This is a genomic window from Acidobacteriota bacterium (assembly GCA_020349885.1).
Lineage (GTDB): Bacteria > Acidobacteriota.
The window spans coordinates 96,552-115,019 of the sequence record CP070701.1 but is presented as its reverse complement, the minus strand read 5'-3'; the positions used below and the strand labels follow the sequence as shown (position 1 = coordinate 115,019).

Annotated in this window: 20 protein-coding genes and 2 tRNA genes; all 22 read right to left on the bottom strand. The window is 62.6% G+C overall.

Annotated elements, in window-relative coordinates; translation table 11 throughout:
- A partial coding sequence (locus JSV08_00580; protein ID UCF81804.1) for a hypothetical protein occupies nt 1-116 on the bottom strand: 116 nt, incomplete at its 3' end.
- Between the two features lie 41 nt (nt 117-157).
- Nucleotides 158-233 (bottom strand) — tRNA-Thr (locus JSV08_00575).
- A gap of 227 nt (nt 234-460) precedes the next feature.
- Complete coding sequence (locus tag JSV08_00570; protein ID UCF80952.1) at nt 461-1,219, bottom strand: Bax inhibitor-1/YccA family protein; 759 nt, start codon at nt 1,217-1,219, stop codon at nt 461-463.
- Between the two features lie 115 nt (nt 1,220-1,334).
- The gene (locus JSV08_00565; GenBank protein UCF80951.1) at nt 1,335-2,342 is read right to left on the bottom strand and encodes a hypothetical protein; all 1,008 of its coding nucleotides are present in this window, start codon (nt 2,340-2,342) and stop codon (nt 1,335-1,337) included.
- 195 nt (nt 2,343-2,537) lie between these two features.
- On the bottom strand, nt 2,538-3,461 hold the full coding sequence (locus JSV08_00560; GenBank protein ID UCF80950.1) for a hypothetical protein: 924 nt from the start codon (nt 3,459-3,461) through the stop codon (nt 2,538-2,540).
- Entirely contained in the window at nt 3,448-4,764 is a 1,317-nt protein-coding gene (locus JSV08_00555; protein UCF80949.1) for a M48 family metalloprotease, read from the bottom strand. Before JSV08_00555 ends, JSV08_00560 begins: the two co-directional genes overlap by 14 nt.
- 167 nt (nt 4,765-4,931) lie before the next feature.
- Nucleotides 4,932-6,383 (bottom strand): NADH-quinone oxidoreductase subunit N, encoded by a 1,452-nt coding sequence (locus tag JSV08_00550; protein UCF80948.1) that lies wholly within the window; start codon nt 6,381-6,383, stop codon nt 4,932-4,934.
- Complete coding sequence (locus JSV08_00545; GenBank protein UCF80947.1) at nt 6,384-7,928, bottom strand: NADH-quinone oxidoreductase subunit M; 1,545 nt, start codon at nt 7,926-7,928, stop codon at nt 6,384-6,386.
- A gap of 3 nt (nt 7,929-7,931) precedes the next feature.
- Entirely contained in the window at nt 7,932-9,950 is a 2,019-nt protein-coding gene (gene nuoL / locus JSV08_00540) for an NADH-quinone oxidoreductase subunit L (protein UCF80946.1), read from the bottom strand.
- Nucleotides 9,951-9,960: 10 nt separating this feature from the next.
- Nucleotides 9,961-10,263 carry an NADH-quinone oxidoreductase subunit NuoK gene (gene nuoK, locus JSV08_00535; protein ID UCF80945.1) on the bottom strand — a complete coding sequence of 101 codons (303 nt, stop codon included), beginning with the start codon at nt 10,261-10,263 and terminating at the stop codon, nt 9,961-9,963.
- Nucleotides 10,260-10,784, bottom strand: a complete 525-nt coding sequence (locus JSV08_00530; protein ID UCF80944.1) for an NADH-quinone oxidoreductase subunit J — start codon at nt 10,782-10,784, stop codon at nt 10,260-10,262. Before JSV08_00530 ends, nuoK begins: the two co-directional genes overlap by 4 nt.
- A gap of 4 nt (nt 10,785-10,788) precedes the next feature.
- Nucleotides 10,789-11,208 carry an NADH-quinone oxidoreductase subunit I gene (locus JSV08_00525; protein UCF81803.1) on the bottom strand — a complete coding sequence of 140 codons (420 nt, stop codon included), beginning with the start codon at nt 11,206-11,208 and terminating at the stop codon, nt 10,789-10,791.
- 103 nt (nt 11,209-11,311) lie between these two features.
- Nucleotides 11,312-12,340 (bottom strand): NADH-quinone oxidoreductase subunit NuoH, encoded by a 1,029-nt coding sequence (gene nuoH / locus JSV08_00520; GenBank protein UCF80943.1) that lies wholly within the window; start codon nt 12,338-12,340, stop codon nt 11,312-11,314.
- 6 nt (nt 12,341-12,346) lie between these two features.
- The gene (locus JSV08_00515; protein UCF80942.1) at nt 12,347-12,736 is read right to left on the bottom strand and encodes a hypothetical protein; all 390 of its coding nucleotides are present in this window, start codon (nt 12,734-12,736) and stop codon (nt 12,347-12,349) included.
- Nucleotides 12,667-13,152, bottom strand: coding sequence for a site-specific DNA-methyltransferase (locus JSV08_00510; protein ID UCF80941.1), 486 nt, complete (start codon nt 13,150-13,152; stop codon nt 12,667-12,669). Before JSV08_00510 ends, JSV08_00515 begins: the two co-directional genes overlap by 70 nt.
- A 25-nt stretch (nt 13,153-13,177) precedes the next feature.
- Nucleotides 13,178-14,734 (bottom strand): (2Fe-2S)-binding protein, encoded by a 1,557-nt coding sequence (locus JSV08_00505; protein UCF80940.1) that lies wholly within the window; start codon nt 14,732-14,734, stop codon nt 13,178-13,180.
- A gap of 111 nt (nt 14,735-14,845) precedes the next feature.
- Nucleotides 14,846-14,920: transfer RNA gene (locus JSV08_00500), tRNA-Gln, on the bottom strand.
- Between the two features lie 236 nt (nt 14,921-15,156).
- Complete coding sequence (locus tag JSV08_00495; GenBank protein UCF80939.1) at nt 15,157-15,768, bottom strand: bifunctional phosphoribosyl-AMP cyclohydrolase/phosphoribosyl-ATP diphosphatase HisIE; 612 nt, start codon at nt 15,766-15,768, stop codon at nt 15,157-15,159.
- Nucleotides 15,765-16,541, bottom strand: coding sequence for an imidazole glycerol phosphate synthase subunit HisF (hisF, locus tag JSV08_00490; protein ID UCF80938.1), 777 nt, complete (start codon nt 16,539-16,541; stop codon nt 15,765-15,767). The genes JSV08_00495 and hisF overlap by 4 nt, the downstream gene beginning before the upstream one ends.
- The gene (gene hisA, locus JSV08_00485; protein UCF80937.1) at nt 16,535-17,275 is read right to left on the bottom strand and encodes a 1-(5-phosphoribosyl)-5-[(5-phosphoribosylamino)methylideneamino]imidazole-4-carboxamide isomerase; all 741 of its coding nucleotides are present in this window, start codon (nt 17,273-17,275) and stop codon (nt 16,535-16,537) included. Before hisA ends, hisF begins: the two co-directional genes overlap by 7 nt.
- A complete protein-coding gene (gene hisH / locus JSV08_00480) occupies nt 17,269-17,856 on the bottom strand; it encodes an imidazole glycerol phosphate synthase subunit HisH (protein UCF81802.1) in 588 nt (195 codons plus the stop codon). The genes hisA and hisH overlap by 7 nt, the downstream gene beginning before the upstream one ends.
- A gap of 11 nt (nt 17,857-17,867) precedes the next feature.
- The gene (gene hisB, locus JSV08_00475) at nt 17,868-18,467 is read right to left on the bottom strand and encodes an imidazoleglycerol-phosphate dehydratase HisB (protein ID UCF80936.1); all 600 of its coding nucleotides are present in this window, start codon (nt 18,465-18,467) and stop codon (nt 17,868-17,870) included.
- Nucleotide 18,468 lies beyond the last annotated feature (1 nt).

The window sequence follows — 18,468 nt, the reverse complement described above, 5'->3', positions numbered from 1 at the left end:
TTCTCCTTTAGCACCATCGTTATCGCCGACGTAAGCGTCGTCTTCCCGTGGTCCACGTGCCCGATCGTACCAATGTTGATGTGCGGCTTCGTCCGCTCAAACTTCGCCTTCGCCATAGGATTCCTTTAACCTCCCATACAGCTTCCGAGGTTTTCTATGGAGCCCACGACCAGACTTGAACTGGTGACCTCTTCCTTACCAAGGAAGTGCTCTACCGCCTGAGCTACGTGGGCACCCGTCCGGTCGCAAGATGGCTCGCCTGTCCAGTAAAATTACGAAAAAAGCACCTTGCTGGGGGCACACCCTTCTTCCTGAACCCCCAAAAGGTTCTTCCATGTCCGTCAACCTCTCAGTGTAGCACATCCCGTGCCAGTTTTGTCAAGTTAAAATTCTAAAAAAATTACCGATCCTGAGCCGGCGGCGCTTGGCGGGAAGCACCCCCTCCTTCCCCCCGCCGCGCCTATCGCTGGCTCCGCAGCTTTGCGAGGAGCCGGAGCATCTCCAGGTACAGCCAGATGAGCGTCACCATCAGCCCGAACGCGGCGTACCACTCCATGTACTTCGGCGCGCCCGATTCGGCGCCGTGCTCGATAAAGTCGAAGTCGAGCACGAGGTTCAGCGCCGCAATCACGACGACGAAGAGGCTGAAGCCGATGCCGATGAGGCCGCTTTCGTGGATGAACGGAATCCCCACGCCGAAAAACCCCAGCACGAGGCTGGCCATGTAGATCAGGAAAATTCCGCCCGTGGCCGCCGCGACGCCCAGCTTGAAGTTCTCCGTCGCCTTGATGAGCCCCGACTTGTAGGCGAAAAGAAGGCCGACGAGCGTGCCGAGCGTGAGGCCCACGGCCTGGATGACGATGCCCGGGAACTGGGCCTCGAAGATCGAGGAAATTCCTCCCAGAAAGAGGCCTTCCGCCACGGCGTAGACGGGGGCCGTCACTGGCGCCCACTTTTGCTTGAAGGCCGTGATCACGCCGAAAACCAGCCCCGCGACGGCGCCGCCGATGGTCCACGGCATCACGGCGCCGACGGCAGCGGAGGCCTCAGAAGCAAAGAATTGCTTCCATACCCAGGCCGCGGGAATCAGCACCAGAAGGAGGAGGACGAACGTCTTGTTGACCGTCCCCTGGATGGTCATGGCCGTCGCCTCGTCGGCGACGCGCGCGAAGCCCGCGAAGGTGTTGGCATTAAGCGCCGGATTGGCGGTTCTCGTCATCGGCGTTCTCCTTTCGTGAGGTTTTCTTTATTCCGTCGGCTTCCAGACGTATTGGCCGGTTTTGTCTAATTGATCTATTCTGCCATCCATCACCACGGGAAACAACACAGACGGCTCATTCTCCCGTGTCTTGCGCGGTGTCCGACTCTTGCCCTTCCTCCGACTGGCTTTCCTCCGACGCACTTTCGGTGTCCTCCACGGCCGAGGGCTCTTCTTCCTCATCCTCGCCAAGCAGTGCCTCGAACTCTCCCACACTGTCCTCCTCGTCTCTGCCTTCCTCTTCACCCGGGAGATTGACCCCCTTTCTTTCACGGCGCGCGAGGATTTCCGCGACATCCGGGTACCTGCAAAGAGTTTTCTCCGACACAACCTTCATCACCTTGTTAGGCTTTCTGGTCAGCTCACGAAAATAGGAGCTTCGCGCGTGGTAAAAATAGGCCTCCACGGTTCCCGTTTTTCCGTTGACGACGCTCACATCCATGCTTACGTACTCCTCACTATTCTCTCTGTTGAGGAGTTCTTCCATAAAGCCCCTGCCAAGAGTAGTGACGAAGGCATGGATTCGAGCAATAACGAGCCCCTCAACGTCGAGCAGCGAGCAGAGCTTTCGGACGTCGTCCCCCATGCTGTAGCGTCCGTACTCTATCATCCCGGGCCTTTGGATAATTTTTTGCCACTCTTCGCCGTAGCGGTCGTTGACTTTTCTTACCAGCTCCAGCAGCACGGGATTCTTTTCCAGCTCCTCCACCGTAAGCGCCCGGACCGTGTATCCCTTACCGCCGAGCCTTTCCGCAATCCACGAGGCCGCGGCGTCCTCGAGCGCCTCGCACTCCTCGACCAATTGTTCCTTCATCACCGCCTTGGTCTTGATGAACTCGGCGTGAGGGGGAAGCAGCGCCAAAGTCATAAGGAAAGATTCTTCGCTAAGGCCACGTCGGAATTCGGGCGTCAGGTACCAAAGCAGGCGCGTCGTGTCGTCGGGGTCGGCCCAAAAACCTGTACAGTCGGACTTAAACGGGCCGCTCGGTTCAGTCTTGGCGCTTACCGAAGGAGCCACGACGAGGGCTATCATCCATACAAAAAGGTGGACTCGAATCCATTGCCTCTCCTTACGGGCTTGCATCTGCTGCTGCTCCTTCTTTCTTGAGGTTTTTTGTAATCGACTTCAAGCGTTCCTTGATAATTTCCTTGTCCGGCGCTTCGGGCCGGGCCCGAAGGCGTTTCACAGGCTCCTTTATTCTGCCCGATATCAAGCCTCTATACCCACCGCCAAGACGCCAAGAAATTTTGGCCCTATGGGTGGAGGCTGGCTTTTTTCCTATTCCTGCGCTTCCTCCGATTGGCTTTCCTCCGACTCGCCCTCGGCGTCCTCCACGGCTGAAGGCTCTTCCTCTGCTTCTTGCTCCTGCTCCTCTTCACCTTCCTCATCCTCGCCAAGCAGCGCCTCGAACTCCCCTATAATGTCCTCCTCGCCTTCGTCTTCCTCCTCTTCCGCTTCATCATCACGCCCTCTTGCCTTAAGGACTTCCGCTGCGGCCGGGTAGCGGCGGAAGCACCCTTTTGATGTGCCCTTCATGAATTTGTCCTGCTTCTTGGTTAGGCTTTTAATAGAGGTATATTCCGCGAAAAAGAAATACGCATCCACGGCTCCAGTCTTCCCGTTGACGACACTCACGTCCATGCGTCCGTAACCGCTCGGGCTGAGAAGCGCATTTATACCTCCCGATAAAAATCTCCTGCCCGCCGTCACACCGACGGCCTGCACCCGAGCGATAAGGAGCCCATCCACTTCGAGCACCGAGCAGAGCTTTCGGGTGTCGTCCCCGATGTTGTAGCGTCCCTGCCTAAGCTTCCTTGGTCTTCGGACAAGTTTTGACCACTCCTCGCCGTAGCGGTCATTGACCCTTTTCACAAGACCGCTCAGCTCGGGATTCTTCACTATCTCTTCGGCCGAAAGTGCCTGCACGGTGTATGCCTTCTCGCCGAGCCTTGTCGTAATCCACGAGGCTGCGGCGTCCTCGAGCGCCCGGCATTCCTTGACCATTTCCTCCGTCATCACCGCCTTGGCCTTGATGAACTCGGCGTGAGGGGGGAGCAGCACCAGGGTCAGGGGGCGGGTTTCCTTCGTCCGGAACCCGTTCGTCATGTATCCCTTGGCGCTTACCGAAGGGGCCACGACGAGGGCTATCATCCACACAAAAAGATGAGCGTGAATCCGGCGCTTCTCCTTATGGACTTGCATTTTCTTCTTCTCCTTCTTTCTTGAGATTTTCTGTAATCGACTTCAAACGCTCCATGACAATCTCCTTGTCCAGCGCCTCGGGCCGGGCCCGAAGGTATTTCACCAATTCCTTTCCGGCTTCCTTGTACAAGCCCAGCCCTTCCAGCGCGAACCCCAGCCCGCGATGGGCTTCCGCGAGAGACGCGTCGAGCTCGAGAGCACGCCGATAGGCACTCTGCGCGGCGTCGAGGTTCCGGCGAAGGTTTTCCCGCCCTTCCTCCGTTTCCAGCCTTTTTTCTTCCCGCTCCCCTCGCGTGAGCACGACCCGCTCTATCCGGGTCTTTCTCTTCTCCTTCTTGGTCGGCTCCTCCTGCAAAGAAATTTCCCCCCGGCCCCCCAAGGCGCGCAGGGCCTCGCCCAGGAGGAAGTGCGCCTCGGCCTCCGTGTCGTCCTCCTCGACGAGCCTTTTGGCCAGGTACAAGGCGGAGCGGGGATAGTCCGCGCGGGCGAGGTCCTCGACCGTAAGGAGCGCGACTTCGCGCGTAACGCTCCGGTAACTTTTCGCCTCGACCTTGAGCTCGCCGAAATTGACTCCCTCCTCCCGCTCGGCAACCATCCCGCGGATGTAGTCCGCCCGGTCCTGAAGCTGCGGGTGGGTGCTCCACTTGGTCTTTACACGGATGCGCTCTCCTTCGGGATCGCGGTTCAGAATCTCGAAGAACCGGGCCATCTCGCGGACGTCGTAGCCGAGGTCGAGCGCCTGCTCGAATCCCCGCCGGTCCGCCTCCTCTTCCAAATCGCGGCTGTAGCCCAGCATCGAAAGAATCAGAAAGATGTCGCTCAATCCGAGCGTGAGGGGGCCCAGCACCATGCTGGTGATGACTTTCTTCCGCGCCGACCGGAACGAGAGGACGCTGTGGTGGCCGGCCGAGTGGTTGATCTCGTGGGCGAGAAGCCCGGCGAGCTGCGCCTCGTTCTCCAGAACGGCGAGCATCCCCGTGTGCAGGTAAACCTGCCCGTCGGGGAGGGCGAACGCGTTGGGTATGGGGTTGCGGAAGACGTAGAAGCGGTAGTCGATGTACGGGTCGGTCGGCTCGGGGGCGAGGCGCTCAGCGATGCCGCGGATGAGCGCGTTCAGTTCGTCCGTGTCGTACCGGTATCCCCGGCGGACGAACAGATTCTCGTATTCGTTCACCGTCTCGATGAGCGACTTTTCCCGTTCCTTCAGCTCGACCGCTTCGTAGACGCCCTTTCCAGCGGCAAGGCACGGAAGCGGAAAAAGCGCCAGGATAAGCACGGCGGCCAGCAGTTTTCTTCCGCTCATCGCGCCACCAAATCCGCAAGGCAGAGAAACAACGCGCAGGCTTTTCTCATGTATAGAGTTTTACCCCTCCCCTCTTCCCGAAATCAAGCCTTTCTATCAACCGCCAAGACGCCAACCCGGCATGGGTCAGGGCTGACGGTTGGTTCCCGACGTTCTGGCGGTGAGCTCTACCCCCACACGGCCCAGGCGGCCCACTCGAGGAGACGCGAGGGGAAAACCCCGAACGCGAGCGTCCCGAGCGCACAGACGCCGAGCGTCACGGCGAGGCCCGGCGCGAGGGAGGGGGCCTCCTCTCCGCCTTCGGGCTCGTGCATGTAGAGATAGACGACGACGCGCAGGTAGAAGTAGAGCGAGACGGCGGTCGCCACGACGGCGAGCACCACGAGCCCGACGAAGCCCTCCTTGAGCGCGGCGGCGAACAGATAGTACTTCGCGACGAACCCCACGGTGGGGGGAATCCCGGCGAGCGAGAACATGAAGAGCGCAAGCACCGCGCCCAGGAAGGGCGCGCGGTAGCCCGCGCCGCGAAGGTTCTCCAGCGAGGCGTCGCGGATGCCTCCCGGCTGCACGCGCTCGAACGCGAGCACCGCCGCAAACGCGCCTAGGTTCATGAAGCCGTACGCGACCGTATAGACGAGCACGGCCTCTCGCGTCAACTCGCCGAGCGCCAGAATGCCCACGAGAAGATAGCCCGCGTGCGCGATGGAGGAATAGGCGAGCATGCGCTTGAGCTGCATCTGGGGAATGGCGCACAGGTTGCCGTAGAGCATCGTGGCCACGGCGAGAATCCAGAGCGGCGTGTGCCAGCGGTCGCCTTCGGGAAACGTCTCCGTCAAAAACCGGAGCAGGACGAGCGCCGCCGCCGCCTTCGAGCCGACCGACAGGAACCCCGCCACCGGCGTGGGCGCACCCTGATACACGTCGGGGCTCCAGGCGTGGAAGGGCACGACGGCCATCTTGAAGAGAAGCCCCACTACGACGAACGTCCCGCCTAGCCAGAGCAAAAGCCACTGCGGGGACTGGGCCGCGGGAAGGAGCTTGGCGATCTCGGGAATGCGCGTCGAGCCCGTCGCGCCGAAAAGAAGCGCGATGCCGTACAGCAGAAGCGCCGCCGCGAACGCGCCGTTGAGGAAAAACTTCAAGGAGCCTTCCGTGGACGCGCGGTCGGCGCGAAAATAGCCCGCAAGGATGAACGAGGCGATGGTGAGCGTTTCGAGCCCCAGGAAGATGATGAGCAGATCGCGCGTCCAGAGCATGGCCGTGCCCCCCGCCGCGGCGAAAAGAAGCAGGGAAAAATACTCCGCCTTCATGGAAAGATCTTCGACGGTGCGGACGGAGAGAACCGTCGTGGCGGCCGCCACGGCAAGACGGAGGAGCGCTCCGAAACAGCCGTAAGGATCGAGTAAAAACGCGCCGCGAAGGTAGTCGCCGTAGAACCTCGGAGCGTAAAACAAGACGGAAATTACAGCGCCGCCCTGCACCACGAGCGTCAGGGCCGCGAGCGCGCGGCTCGAAAGCGACGCGAACGCCCCCGCCAGAAGCACCAAGATGCCGCCCCCGACGAGCACCAAGAGCGGAGAAAGCGCGCCAAACGTTTCGCGGGTGACGCCGAAGTCCACTTATTCCTCCTTCTTGGGCTCCCAATGCGGCGCCGCCGAAGCGGTCACCGCAGCTTCGTTACTTTCGGAATCCTGAAGCGCCATCTCGATGCGCGAAAGATAGGCGTGGCTCGAGGCGCGAATCTTTGAGAGAAACGTTCCGGGAAAAACACCGATCCAAACGATAAAGACCACAATCGGCAGGAACGAAACGATCTCCCGCGCCGTCAAATCGGAAACCTCGACGGCCTTGCCCCGGGGCACGCCCCATACGACGCGCTTATAGACCCACAGCATGTAGCAGGCGGAGAGCACCATGCCCGTCGCAGCGAGCGCCCCCCACCAGGGATTATGGCGGAAAGCCCCGAGCAGGATGAGAAATTCCCCCACGAACCCGTTGAGCCCCGGAAGCCCGATGGAGCTCAGCATCACGATGCCGAAGATGACGCTGAACACGGGCATCGTGGACGCGAGCCCGCCGTGGTCGGCGATGAGGCGCGAGTGCGTGCGCTGGTAGAGGAAGCCCACCACCATAAAGAGCGCCCCCGTGGAGAGGCCGTGGTTGACCATCTGCAAGAAGCCGCCCTCGAGGCCCTGGGCGTTGAGCGCAATGAGGCCGAGCACGACGAACCCGAGGTGGCTCACGCTCGAGTAGGCGACGAGGCGCTTGATGTCCGTCTGCACCATGGCGACCATCGCGCCGTAGATGATGCCCACGATGGAAAGCGCCGCGATGAGCGGGAAGAGCACCTGCGCCGCGTGGGGGAAAAGCGGCAGCGCGAGGCGCGCGATGCCGTAGGTGCCCATCTTGAGGAGTACGCCCGCAAGGATGACGCTCCCGGCCATCGGGGCCTCCGTGTGCGCGTCGGGAAGCCACGTGTGCAGCGGGAAGAGCGGCACCTTGATGGCGAACGCCAGGAAGAACGCCGCAAAAAGCCAAAGCTGGTTCCGGAGCGGAAGCGCCGCTTCGGGAAGGCTGGAAAAAATGTGGTCGAAATCAAACGACCCGCACTGGAGATAAAGACTGATGATGGCGACGAGCATGAGAAGGCTTCCGGCCATGGTGAAGATGAAAAACTTTATGGTGGCGTAGATTCTCCGGGAGCTTCCCCAGACGCCGATGAGGAAGTACATGGGGATGAGCACGGCCTCCCAGAACACGTAGAAAAGAAAAAGGTCCCAGGCGGTGAAGACCCCCATCATGGCGCCCTGGAGCACGAGGAGCGAGAGGACGAATTCCTTCTCGTGCTTTTTTATCGTGCCCCACGAGGCAAGCACCACGACGGGGCCCAGAAGCGCCGTGAGCATCACGAGGAGGAGGCTCAGGCCGTCGAGGCCGACATGGTAGGCGACGCCGAATTGCGGAATCCACAAGGCGTGCTCGACGAACTGGAGGCCCGCGTCGTCCGCATCGAAGCGGACGTAGAGGACAATCGCCAGGGCGAGCACGATGAGCGTCGCTAGGAGCGCCGCGCCCCACAGGACGCGGGACCACGAGCGCGGCACGAATAGGAGCACAACCGCCGCGGCGACGGGAAGGAAAATCAGCCAGGAAATACCCATCACGCCTTACCCTCCCCCCGAAATCGTGCCCAACGCCCTGGTGAAAAGTATCTGCGCGCCCTGGACGTACCAGTCGAACACGGGGCCGACGCCCGTAAGCATCGTCATCAGAAACAGCGCTCCCAGGAAAATTCCAAGAAGGTAATGCCGCACGGCGCCCGTCTGCAGCAGGGCGAGCGCGTAGCCGAGCCACTCGGCGACGGTTCCCGTCCCGACGAGCGTGCCGTCCACGAAGAACTCGTCCACGCCCTTCCAGCACTTTTCCGAGAGGCGCACAAAGGGACGGACGACCGCGGCGTCGTAAATCTCGTCGATGTAATACTTGTGAAAGAGAACCCGATACACGGGGCCGGAGCCCTCGGCAAGGCGCGCGGCGGCACCGGGCGAAGCGAGGGCGAGGCGCCAGGCGATAAAGATTCCTATGGCCGCCGCGGCGACGGACACCGCCATGAGCACCCACTCCGTGCCGTGCGAAAGGAGCGTCTCGTGCGCGCCGCCCCACTCGTGGAGCCACTCGCCGAAGCGGTCGTGCCCTCCCAGAAGATGGGGAATGCCCATCCAGCCGCCCACGACGGAGAGCGCCGCAAGAATCATCAAAGGCACGGTCATCACCCAGGGCGATTCATGGAGATGCGCCGCCTTCTCGCTCTCGACGCGGCTCTCTCCCGCAAAGACGAGGAAGTAGAGGCGGAACATGTAGAATGCGGTCATCGCCGCCGTGACCGCCCCCAGGAGCCAGAGCGCCGCGCCGCTCTGCTCGTAGGCGCGCGCGAGGATGCCGTCCTTGCTGAAAAAGCCCGCAAGAGGCGGAACGCCCGCTATGGCCAGGGCGCCCGCGAGAAAGGTCCAGTGCGTCGCGGGCATGCGGGAGCGGAGGCCGCCCATCTTGAAAATGTTCTGCTCGCCCGACATGGCGTGGATGACGCTCCCCGCCGCGAGGAAGAGAAGCGCCTTGAAGAAGGCGTGCGTCACGAGGTGGAAAATACCCACCGCGAAGGCGCCCGCGCCGCAGGCAAGGAACATGTAGCCGAGCTGGCTGATCGTCGAGTAGGCGAGCACCTTCTTGATGTCTTCCTGGACGAGCGCCATCGTCGCGGCGAACAAGGCCGTCACCGCGCCCACCGAGGCCACGACGCCCATCGCGCAGGGCGATTCCTCGTAGAGAAACCCCATCCGCGACACCATGTAGACGCCCGCCGTGACCATCGTGGCCGCGTGGATTAGCGCCGAGACGGGCGTCGGGCCCGCCATGGCGTCGGGAAGCCACACGTAGAGCGGGATTTGCGCCGACTTGCCGACCGCGCCGACGAACAACAAAAGCGCCGCCGCCGTAAGCACGGTGTAGGCGCAGTACGGCGTGCTCCAGAGAAGAAGCTGCGGCGCCTCGGCATGCAAGGCATGCAAGACTCTTTCCCGAAGCGGCTCGAAGGCGACCGTCCCGAACGCGGTGAACAGGAGAAACATCCCGAGCGCGAAGCCAAAGTCGCCGATGCGGTTGACGATGAACGCCTTCATGCCCGCGCGCGGCGGCTCATCCTCCTTGTACCAGAACCCGATCAAGAGATAGGAGCAGAGCCCCACGCCCTCCCATCCGACGAACATCAAAAGCAAATTGTCGGCCATCACGAGGACGAGCATGGCGAACGTGAAGAGATTCAGGTAGGCGAAGTAGCGGGTGTACCCGGGGTCCCCGTGCATGTAGCCCACGGAATAAACGTGGATGAGGAAGCCGACGCCCGAGACGACGAGCATCATGGTGACGGAAAGCTGGTCTATGAGCAGCCCGAAGGAAGCCGAAAAGTCGCCGCTTGCAATCCACGTGTAAACGGGAACGGCGAGCACCCGCTCGCCCTCGGAGAGCCCGAGCAGCCGGAGCAACGCGAGAAAGGAAAACACGAACGACCCCCCGACGGTGGCGCAGCCGAGAACTCCGGCTAAGCGCACGCCCAGGCGCCTGCCGGCAAGGCCGTTCAGGAGAAAGCCCGCGAGCGGAAGGAGTGGAATCAGGATGAAAAAGGAGTCCATACCCAGCCGGCTACCACTTGAGGAGATGAATTTCGTCCACGGAGGTCGCGTGCGCCGTCCGGAAGATGGCCACGATGATCGCGAGCCCGACGGCCGCCTCGGCCGCGGCCACCGCCATGACGAAGAAGGCGGCGATCTGCCCCACCGCCGACTCGTTCTCGACGGCGTACGCCAAAAGCGTCAGGGTGACGCCGTTGAGCATAATCTCGATGCACATCAGGATGACGAGGACGTTCTTGCGCACCATGGCGCCCGCCGCGCCGATGGCGAAGAGCATCGCGCCGAGAAGGATGTAGAACTTCGTTGCAATCATTGCTTCCCCCTCTTCGCCATGACCACGACGCCCACCATGGCGACCAGAAGTAAGACGCCGACCAGCTCGAAGGCGTAAAGATATTCGGTGAACATGGTTTTCGAGAGCATGTGGAGTCCCAAGGCACTTGCCATCTGGTCGGAGGCAAACTGGCCCTTTACGCCTGCAAGACGGTGGTGCTCCGCCAGGCTGAAGAAAAAGCCGAACACGTAGAAAAGGCCGACGATAAAAGCAATGGCTAAAACCACCGCAACGGTGACGTAGGCGCGGCTGAACCGCTCCTGGACGGCCCGGAGATTAAGGGTCATGATGACGAACAGGAACAGGACGACCACCGCGCCCGCGTAGACGATAACCTGGAGCGCCGCGAGCAGATAGGCGTGCAGCATCAAAAACAGGAGCGCCAGCGCGAGCATCGTGACGACCAGAAAGAGCGCGCTCGTCATGGGCTTCGGCTGGAGAACGACGCTCAGGGCCGCGAAGACGGCGACGAAGGCGAGGATCCAGAAGAGTACGGTCATCGGTTCACCATTTGCCGGCGCGCGCCTGCCAGTCCTTGCCGAGCTCGAGCAGCCGCTCTTTCTCCCGGATGAGGCTGCCGCGGGCGTATTCGCTCAGCTCGTATTCGTCGCTCATCACGATGGCCTCCTTGGGGCACACCTCCTCGCAAAAGCCGCAGTAGATGCAGCGCGTCATGGCCAGGTCAAAAATGTCGGGGCGGCGCTCCAGTGGGTCCGTCGCCTCGGACTCCCCGGGCTCGATATAGATGGCCTCGGCGGGGCAGACGTACATGCAGAGAAGGCAGGAGACGCATTTCTCGCGCTCCGTTTCCCGGTTCCACGCAAGCACCGGCGAGCCGCGGTAGCCCTCCCTCACCACCCACCTCTCCTCCGGATACTGCATCGTCCACTTGGGCCTGAAGAAGTGCCTCAGCGTAATCCACATCCCCTTCACGATGGCGAGGAGATAGATGCGGTCCGCCAGGGAGGAGCGCCACTCGGGCCGCTTCACGACTTTGTAGTCACTCACGACGGGCCCCCTTTCTCGCTCACAGCCACCCCATCGTAATCAAAACGCCTACGACAAGCAAGTTCAAAAGCGCGAGCGGGATCATAGTCTTCCATCCGAGGCGCATGAGCTGGTCGTAGCGGAAGCGCGGCAACGTCCAGCGCACCCAGAGAAACACGAACAGGAAGAAGCCGACCTTGGCGGCGAAGACGAGCAATTGGAGGAGCGGATTCTCAATCTGCACGAAGGGCACGTGCCAGCCGCCGAAGTAGAAGAGCACCATCAGGCACGAAGCGGTAATCATGTGCGCGTACTCGCCCATGAAGAACATGCCGAACTTCATCGAGGAATATTCCGTATGGTAGCCGCCCACGAGCTCCTGTTCGGCTTCGGGCAGGTCGAAGGGCAGGCGGTTCGTCTCGGCGAAGGCCGAAACCATGAACACCAGAAAGCCTATGATCTGGGGAACGACATACCAGACGCCCCACGCCTGCGCGTCCACGATCTCGCGCAGCCGAAAGGAGCCCGCGGCCATGAAGACGCCCACGGCGGCGAGGCCTAACGGCAGTTCGTAGGAAATCATCTGCGCCGACGAGCGCAGGCCGCCCAGGAGGGAATACTTGTTGTTCGAGGCGTAGCCTCCCAGAAACACGCCGTAGACGGCCATGGCCGACATGGCGAAGATAAGGAGCACGCCCACGTTGACGTCCGCCACCTCGAGCCGAATCTCCTGCCCGGCGATGGTCAGAGTGCCGCCCACGGGAACCACAGCGAGCGAAATGAACGCGGGAACAAAGACAATCATGGGCGCGAGTATGTAGAGCAACTTGTCGGCGTGGGGAACCGTGATGTCCTCCTTGAAGAAGAACTTGACGCCGTCGGCAAGGGGCTGCAACAGCCCCCAGGGGCCCACGCGGTTCGGGCCGAGGCGGCGCTGGATGAAGGCGCTCACCTTGCGCTCCGCGAGCGTGACATACGCGACCACGAACAGGACGAACCCGAGGAGGACGACGGCTTTCACGAAGCCGAGAAAATAAGGATTGGCAAGGAGGACGCTCACCACGCTCATCCGCCGTTACCTCTTTTTGAACAGGAAGATGTATTCATGCTTGAAGATGTAAAATCCCCCGACCAAAGCGCGGTAGCGCCACAGATGCTCCAGGTTCCGCTTGGCCCTGTTGTTTTCCATATTTTTCACCAAAACGCTCTTCAACATCACGCCTTTTCTGCTCAATACTTCCTGCATGACATAAAAGCCCAAAGGCACCCATTCGGAATGTGTGTATGCATCTCCGACCACAACGGCCAGATAACGCTTGGGATCGAGCAGGTCGATAAAATTGGAAACCACGCTCCCAAAACGCTTGAGAAAATCGCCGGTAGACGGTGCATTGCTCAGGTCGTCCTTTCTCTTGCTGAACTTGATAATGTTGTGATAGGGAGGGTGCATGACGATGAGCTGCACGCTTTTTTTTTGTGCGATTCGAGAATTTTCTCGACCTTCTTTCTGCTCTCCTTCTTCGCGCTGTCCGCCACCAGAACGCGGGCAAACGCCTTGGCATCGGACAAAGGCTCTCGACGAACTCTCCGCGCAGCAAGGTTCGCTATCTTCGGCGACAGCTCGATCCCTATCCCGCTGCGCCCCAGGCGCTTGCATTCGATCAGGGTGGTCCCGCTCCCCAAAAAGGTGTCGAGCACGACATCCCCTTTCCGGGTGAAGCGCCGTATCAATTGATTCGGGATCTGGGGAACGAAATTGCCGTGATAGTCTCCCTTGTGAGTTCCCGATTTATCCCGCTCCGGAAGAATCCAGAGACTGTCGGTCAGGATGTCCGCATGCTTCTTCCAGTTTTTCAAATCCAGGTCGTTAACTTTCGGCATAAAGCGTCTCAAATCCGTTCGAAGCTCACCGGGACGGCCCCTCCGTGCCCGCAAGGCGCAGCCCCGCGTCGCCGAGCTTGGCGTAGCTCATACCCGCAAACGCGGCGTTTTCGCGCGCGAGCGCCTCGAAGACCTGCGCCGGGGACTGGAACGACCATTTCGCGTCCCGCGCAAGCCACAGCAGGCGCGCAAGAAGCTGCCACGCGGGACAGGCGTCGGCGGGGGCGGGGCGCGCCGCCTCAAATCGCTGCACCCACCCGAACTCGTTCACCCAGGTGCCTTCGTCCTCGACGTACATCGCCGCGGGCAAGGTGTGCGTCGCCATTTCCGCGAGTTGGTTTTTTTCCGAATCGATCACGATAAGCGCGTCGAGCTTCTGAAGCGCCTTCGGGTTCGCGGGAAGCTCCGCCGTGCCGCGCGGCTTCATCGCCACGAGCACCTTGACTTTGCCCGACTCGATGTCCTGCGCAAGGCTCGCGGACTTCAAGACGGCATGCGCGCCGCGCCGGTTGGGCGATTTGTCCGCGCGCTTGAGGATGTCGTCCCCGCGGCCGTCGCGCGCGGGAAGCACCTCGACGCGGTCGGTAAGCTGGCCGAGCAAATACAGCTCCTCGTTCGTGGCGAACGCCGAGGCCCATGCGCCGACCGAGCCGGGCCCGTGCGCTTTCACGGCCGCGCGGATGGCCTCCGCCGCGCGTTCGAGCGCGGCGTCAACGGTAATTTCCTCCGGAGCGCCGTTCCGCACGGCCGCGCGGCGCAGCCGTGCGCCGGGGTCCCAGTTCATGTACGAAAGTCGCCCCTCGTCGCACATCCAGGAGTCGTTGACGTTGTCGTTCCGGCGCGGCGTCATGCGCTGCACCTCGTGCTTCATGTTCGTCCAGAGCGTTGTCGAGCACCCGCGGCTGCACTCCGGGCAGACGGACTTCGTATCCTTCATGAACCAGACGCGGTTCTTGAAACGGAACTCCCTGCTCGTGAGCGCCCCGACGGGGCAGATGTCCACGGTGCAAAGTGAGTAGTCGTTCGAAAGGCTTTTTCCGTTGAACGTGCCGATGACGGCGCTGTCGCCGCGCTCGAACAGCCCCAGCTCACCCGTGTGCGTCACCTCGTCGCAAAAGCGGACGCAGCGCGTGCATTTGATGCAGCGCTCGGCGTCGTATATGATGTGGGGGCCGATCTCGGTGCGCTTCGCGGCATGTTTCTTCTCCTCCTCGAAGCGCGAGCGGTCGGGACCCCACTTCATCGTGATCATCTGCAGGGGGCACTCGCCCGCCTGGTCGCAGATGGGGCAGTCGAGCGGATGGTTGATGAGGAGGAATTCCAGAATACCCTTGCGCGCTTTCTTGACGCGCTCGCTCGCCGTATGCACGACCATGCCGTCGCGGATGGGCGTGTAGCACGAGATTTGAAGCGTGGGCGCCTTTTCCACTTCGACGAGGCACATGCGGCAACTGCCCGTAATGCTCAGCTTCGGGTAGTAGCAGAAGTGCGGGATCCAGATGCCAACGCTCTTGCACGCCTGCAGAATGGTCAGGCCGTCCTCGAACGTATAGGAGCGTCCGTCAATCGTCAACGTTGGCATAAACTGTGTTTCACCGCAGGTGAGCGGAGATACGCTGTATTCTACATGGCGGCGGAGGCACTTTCAACCCCATTTCGGAAGACGCGCCGAATTAGGGGGAGAACCGCCGACTGGCTGGGAGGGCAGGACTTGAACCTGCAACTTCCTGATCCAGAGTCAGGCGTTCTACCATTGAACTACCTCCCAACCATATTCCCAACCAGAATAGCCGCCGCGGCACGGAGCGTCAAGAAAGCCCGCAGTTATTAATGAAAGCCTCTTGTAGGTTGACGGCGCCGCCGGTCTCGGAGTGCTGAAGATTCGGAAGGTGCAGACAGCACGTCACGCACCTTCTGCACTTTCCGCACCTTCCGAACGCGAGGCGATGGCGTCAACCTATTTTCCGCTCCCTTTAGTAAAAAACGCCCTCCGCGGCAAATGCGTTATTTTTTGCCGCCCGGCTTGCCGCGCCGCTTGGCGAGTACTTTCGCGACCCGCGACGGCGGCACCTTGCACGCCTCGAGAAGGACGAGGAGGTGGTAGAGCAGGTCGGCCGCCTCCTCCGCGAGGCGCGCCTTGGAGCGCCCCTGCGCCGCAAGCGCCGTCTCCAGGGCCTCCTCGCCGACCTTCTGCGCGATGCGAGAGATTCCCTTCGAGAAAAGCGCCGTCGTGTAGGAGCCGCGCGGGCGCTTCCTGGCCCTTTCGGCCACGACCCGCCCGACCTCTCCCAGCATCCCTCCGAGTGAGGGCGCGGCCTCGGGAAAACAGGTGGGCGTCTCCCTGTGGCACACGGGCCCCGTCGGCACGGCGCGGACGAGGAGCGTGTCTCCGTCGCAGTCGAGCGAGACGCTCACGAGCCGGAGCGTGTTTCCGGAAGTCTCGCCCTTTCGCCAGAGGCGCCCGCGCGCGCGGCTGTAGAAATGGACGCGCTTCGTGCGGCGCGTCCTCGTGAGCGCCTCGCGGTTCATGTAGCCGAGCATCAGGACGGCGTCCGTCTCGGCGTCCTGGACGACGGCGGGAACGAGGCCGTTTCCTTTCTTCCAGTCGATTTTCACGTTGCCTCCTTTTCGTACGTGGGGCGCACGGGAACACCATGCTCGGCAAGGTATCTCTTCAAATCGGCGATGGTCATATCCCGGTAATGAAAGAGGCCCGCCGCAAGGCCCGCGTCCGCGCCCGCGTCCCGGAACGCCTCGAGGAAATGCTCCATAGTGCCGGCGCCTCCCGAGGCGACGACGGGAACGGAGACCGCCCCCGTGACGGCGCGCAGCTGCTCCAGGTCGAAGCCCTCGCGCGTGCCGTCGCGGTCCATCGAGGTGAGGAGAATTTCCCCGGCTCCGCGCCGCGTGACTTCCTCCGCCCAGCGGACGACGTCCCGCTCCGTGGGCTCCTGCCCCCCGCGAACGTACACGCGCCAGCCGTCGCCCTCGCGCTTGGCGTCGATCGCGGCGACCACGCACTGGCCGCCGAACGCCTCCACGCACTCGTCGATGAGCTCGGGCCGCTCGACTGCGGCCGTGTTGATGCTCACGCGGTCGGCTCCGGCGTGGAGCAGGTCGCGCGCGTCGTCGCGAGTGCGTACGCCCCCGCCCACGGTGAACGGGACGCCCACCTCGGCGGCGACGCGCTCGGCCACATCCACCATGGTGCGCCGTTCTTCGACGGAGGCGGAAATATCGAGGAACACAAGCTCGTCGGCCCCTTCCTTGTTGTAGCGGGCGGCGAGCTCCACGGGGTCACCCGCGTCGCGCAGGTTAACAAAGCGCGTTCCCTTGACGACGCGGCCGTCTTTCACATCTAGGCATGGCACGATTCGTTTCGTTAGCATGAGTGTTTTTTCCTTTCGCCGCCGCGCACGGCCGACACGATTTCGGCGACCGTCAGGCGGCTTTCGTAAAGTGCGCGTCCGACGATGACGCCGAACGCTCCGGCCTTGAGAAGGGAGAGCACATGATCGACGCTCGTTACCCCGCCCGAGGCCACCAGGTTTAGGCCGGCTTCGCGGAGCCGCGAGAATTTCTCGACGTTCGGGCCTTCGAGCATCCCGTCGCGGCGGACGTCGGTGTGGATGGCCGTTTCCACGCCGCGCTCCTTCAAGGCTCCGAGGAACGCCTCTGGAGATGATTCTTCTTTCTCCGTCCAGCCCGAGGCCATCAGGCGGCCGTCGCGCATGTCCACGGCGCACCAGACGCGGGAGGCCCCGAACCGGGCCAGAAATTGCGCAAGCAGCTCCGGCTCGCGCAGGGCGGTGGTTCCGACGACGACGCGGGCCGCGCCCGCGCTGAATAGCGCCTCGGCGTCCTCAGGGCGGCGGACGCCGCCCCCCACCTCGACGGGAATCGAGACGGCGCGCGAGATGCGCCCGACGGCGGCCAGCTCCTTGAGGCCGCCCGTGCGGGCGCCCTCGAGGTCCACGACGTGGACGCCGTCGGCCCCCTCCGCCTCGAACCGCCGCGCCACGCTTGCGGGGTCTTCCTCGTAGCGGGTCACCTGCGCGAAATCGCCCTGGCGCAGTCGCACGCAGCGCCCGTCTATAAGATCGATCGCCGGAAGTATCAGCATCGCTCGATGAAGTTCCGAAGCAGCCGGAAGCCGGGCGCGCCGGATTTCTCCGGGTGAAACTGCACGCCCCATACGCAGCCCCTGCGCAGGACGACGCAGAAGGGGCCGCCGTAGTCGCTCTCGCCGAGTGAGACTTCCTCAGGCGGCCGGGCCACGTAGGAATGCACGAAATAGAAGTTCGCGTCTTGAGAGATTCCTTCAGACAGGGGGTCGGTGTTCCGCCACCGCACCTGGTTCCAGCCGATGTGCGGCGTCTTGACTCCTTTCCCGAAGCGCCGCACCGCGCCCGAAACTATGCCGAGGCACGCGGTGCCGCCGTCTTCCTCGGAGCGCTCCAGAAGAAGCTGCAGGCCGAGGCAGATGCCGAGCACGGGCCGCGTGTGTCCGCGCAGGCGCTCGACGAAGCCCCGCTCCGAAAGCGCCGCCATGGCCGACGAGGCGGCCCCGACGCCGGGCAAGATTACCTTCGCGTCGGGCCGGAGCGCGCTTCCTTCATCGACCACTTCGTGCGCCGCGCCCAGACGCCTGAGCGCGTTCACGACGCTCCGCAGGTTGCTCGCGCCGTAGTTGATGACCTGCACGGGTGCGGCGCTCACAGCTTCCCCTTCGTGGAGGGCAGAACGCCCCCGGCCCTCGGCTCGCGCGCCATGGCCATGCGAAGCGCCCGCGCCGTCGCCTTAAAGAGGGCCTCGATCTTGTGGTGCTCGTTGCGCCCATACTTGACCTCGAGGTGCAAGTTCATCGCGAGGCTCGTCGCGAGGGCGTGGAAGAAATCCTCGACGAGCTCCGTGGGAAGATCCCCCACGCGCTCGCGCTTGAACGTGACGCGGAAAACCAGGTAGGGCCGCCCGCCCAGGTCCACCACGGCGCGCGCGAGCGCATCGTCCATGGGGACGAAGAACCCGAAGCGTCCGATGCCCGCCTTTTTTCCGAGCGCCTTCCGGAGCGCCGCGCCCAGCGCTAGCGCCGCGTCCTCGACGGTGTGGTGCTCGTCGACGCCCAGGTCGCCCTTGGCGCGGAGGCGCAGGTTGACGAGCGAGTGTTTCGCAAACGACTCGAGCATGTGGTCGAGGAAACGCAGGCCGGTCGAGACCTCGGCCCGGCCCGTGCCGTCGAGATTGACGCGAACCGAGATGTCCGTCTCCTTGGTCTTGCGGCTGACGGTCGCGGTGCGTGGGCGTTTTCTAGGCATG